3 protein-coding genes and 1 pseudogene are annotated in these 2920 nt (G+C 71.3%); 3 read left to right on the top strand and 1 reads right to left on the bottom strand.

All coding sequences use genetic code 11. The features are described 5' to 3' along the window. Positions 1-265: pseudogene (locus FNH05_RS35505) on the bottom strand (toxin-antitoxin system HicB family antitoxin); the annotation flags it as partial. Between the two features lie 122 nt (positions 266-387). Between FNH05_RS35505 and thyX the strand changes: the two are divergent. The 3 genes from thyX to FNH05_RS35490 form a co-directional block, all read left to right on the top strand. After that, positions 388-1140, top strand: coding sequence for an FAD-dependent thymidylate synthase (gene thyX, locus FNH05_RS35500; RefSeq protein WP_144593224.1), 753 nt, complete (start codon positions 388-390; stop codon positions 1138-1140). Continuing rightward, the gene (locus FNH05_RS35495; protein WP_144593223.1) at positions 1137-1526 is read left to right on the top strand and encodes an ACT domain-containing protein; all 390 of its coding nucleotides are present in this window, start codon (positions 1137-1139) and stop codon (positions 1524-1526) included. Before thyX ends, FNH05_RS35495 begins: the two co-directional genes overlap by 4 nt. Before the next feature lie 171 nt (positions 1527-1697). Then, a partial coding sequence (locus tag FNH05_RS35490) for an Nramp family divalent metal transporter (RefSeq protein ID WP_186382906.1) occupies positions 1698-2920 on the top strand: 1223 nt, incomplete at its 3' end.

Raw genomic sequence — 2920 nt, 5'->3', positions numbered from 1 at the left:
GTCCCCGGTCGTGCCCGGGCCCGGCGGCCCCGGTGACCACGACGCGGACGTCACGGCCGTCGAGCCGGACGTCCACCACGTGGCCGGGCAGCTGCGTGGTCACTTCGGCGGCGAGGTCGGCGAGCGCGTTCATCAGGGCGAGCCGCACCGAGGGCTCCAGTGCGGCGGAGAGCACGGCGGCGGTGCGCCGGGTCTGGTCGTCGCCCGCCGAGGCGGTGGCGGCGAGGTCCTCGCGCAACCGGCTGATGTAGGGGGTCAAGTCCATGACACCAATATGACGTCAGAGATGGTGTCAGTCAAGCCACCATGATGGTGCGCGGGGACGGCGACCGGTCCTGTCGGTCCCCCCGGTTACGCTGCTCGGGTCAGCAGTGAAGGAGTGGGGACGTGGCCGAGACGGTGTCACCGAAAGTCCAGTTGATCGCGAAGACGGAGTTCTTCCCGCCGGAGGGCGTGCCGTGGTCCACCGACGCCGACGGCGGAGAGGCGCTCGCCGAGTTCGCGGGCCGGGCGTGCTACCAGTCCTGGACGAAGCCGAATCCGAAGACGGCAACGAACGCCGGCTACATCGACCACATCATCGAGGTCGGGCACCTGTCGGTGCTCGAACACGGCTCCGTCAGCTTCTACATCAGCGGCATTTCGCGCTCCCTGACCCATGAGCTGATCCGGCACCGGCACTTCTCGTACTCGCAACTGTCGCAGCGGTACGTACCCGAACGCGACGCCGCCTTCGTCGAGCCGGACGTGATCGCCGGAGATCCGGAACTGCACGAGAAGTTCCTGGCCGCCGCGCAGGCCGGCGTCGACGCCTACAACGCCCTGCTGGCCGGTCTCGAGGACAAGTTCGCCGACGCGCCGAGCGCGACCCTGCGCCGCAAGCAGGCCCGGCAGGCGGCGCGGTCCGTGCTGCCGAACGCCACCGAGACGCGCATCGTGGTCACCGGCAACTACCGGGCCTGGCGGCACTTCATCGCCATGCGGGCCACCGAGCACGCGGACGTGGAGATCCGCGCGCTGGCCGTGGAATGCCTGCGCCAGCTGCAGAAGGCCGCGGCGAACGTGTTCGCCGACTTCACGATCTCCACGCTGCCCGACGGCACGGAGGTCGCGTCGAGCCCGAAGGTTCTCGAGGGGTGAAGCGCCTCGCCATCGACGTCCGTCCCGGCGAGTACGCGGTCGCCAAGCTGGCGGGGGACGCGGTGGTCCCGCAGGATCTCCTCGCCCCCGGCGGGGACGGCCTGGTGTCGGTGACGAGGACGGCGGACGAGGTGTCGGTGATCTCCCCGGTGGAGCTGGCGCCCGCCGGGGCCGAGATCGAGTCCGGCTGGCGGCTGCTGACCGTGCGCGGGCCACTGGCCTTCACCCTCACCGGGATCATCGCGGCGCTGGCCAGCGAGCTGGCCGCGGCCGGGGTCGCGCTGTTCACACTGTCCACTTTCGACACCGATCACGTCCTGGTGAAGCGGGCCGACCTCGCCCGCGCCGTCGAGGCGCTGCGCGCCGCCGGTCACGAGGTCCACTGACCCCCGCCCACCGCGCCGGTGTCCCGGCTGGGACTCGGGCGGCATAGAGCGCGGCGTGGCGGGGTAGGCAAGGCCACAGCAACTCCTGTTACGGCAAGGCTGTACTTCGAAGTTCGGCGCACCTAAAATCGGATTTTGGTCAGGTGCCCGGCTCGGGTCGGAGGTGGTCTGGTGGCGCTGGCGGAAACCGTTCGCCCGGCCCTGGCCCGGGTACGGGCCGGATCCGTGCTGCTCGGGCCCGCGTTCGTCGCCGCGATCGCCTACGTCGACCCCGGCAACGTCGCCTCCAACGTCAGCGCCGGTGCCCGCTTCGGCTACCTGCTCGTCTGGGTCGTCCTGGTGGCCAACCTGATGGCGGGCCTCGTGCAGTACCTGTCCGCGAAACTCGGCCTGGTCACCGGGCTGTCGCTGCCGGAGGCGGTGCGTGACCGCCTGCCGCGCGGCGGCAGGCTGGCCTACTGGGCGCAGGCCGAACTGGTCGCCATCGCCACCGACCTGGCCGAGGTCGTCGGCGGGGCGATCGCGCTCAACCTGCTGTTCGGGCTGCCGCTGCTGGCCGGTGGCGTGGTCACCGGCGTGGTGTCGATGGGCCTGCTGGTCCTGCAGGACAAGCGAGGGCAGCGCCCCTTCGAACGCGCCGTCACCGGGCTGCTGGCGATCATCGCACTGGGCTTTCTGGCCAGTGCGTTCTTCGAACCGCCGTCCGCGCAGGGCGTCTTCAACGGGTTCGTGCCGCGCTTCCAGGGCTCCGGCAGCGTGCTCATCGCCGCCGCGATGCTCGGCGCGACCGTGATGCCGCACGCCGTCTACCTGCACTCCGGGCTCGCCCGGGACCGGCACGGGCACGCGCGCGGCCGCAGGCTCACCGGCCTGCTGCGCGCCACCCGGTTCGACGTCGGGCTGGCGATGCTGCTGGCGGGCGCGGTCAACCTGTCGATGCTGCTGCTCGCGGCGGTGAACCTGCAGGGACGGTCCGGGGTGGACTCGATCGCCGGAGCGCACGCGGCGGTGAGCCAGACGCTGGGGACCGGGGTGGCCCTGCTGTTCGCGGTCGGCCTGCTGGCCTCGGGACTGGCCTCGACCTCGGTCGGTGCCTACGCCGGTGCCATGATCATGCAGGGCCTGCTGCGCCGCCGCATCCCCATCCTGCTGCGGCGGCTGATCACCCTCGTCCCCGCGGTCGTGGTGCTGGCGCTGGGCGCGGACCCGTCGTGGGCACTGGTGGTGTCACAGGTGGTGCTCTCGTTCGGCATCCCGTTCGCGCTCGTCCCGCTGGTCCGGCTGACCAGCGATCCCGCGCTGATGGGGGACCAGGTCAACCACCGGGCCACCGCACTGGTGGCCTGGCTGATCGCGGCGGTGATCGTCGTGCTGAACATCGTGTTGCTCTATCT

Source organism: Amycolatopsis rhizosphaerae (genome assembly GCF_007713715.1).
GTDB classification, from domain to species: Bacteria; Actinomycetota; Actinomycetes; order Mycobacteriales; family Pseudonocardiaceae; genus Amycolatopsis_E; species Amycolatopsis_E rhizosphaerae.
The sequence above is the reverse complement of the archived record's forward strand: the minus strand, read 5'-3'. Positions and strand labels throughout refer to the sequence as shown.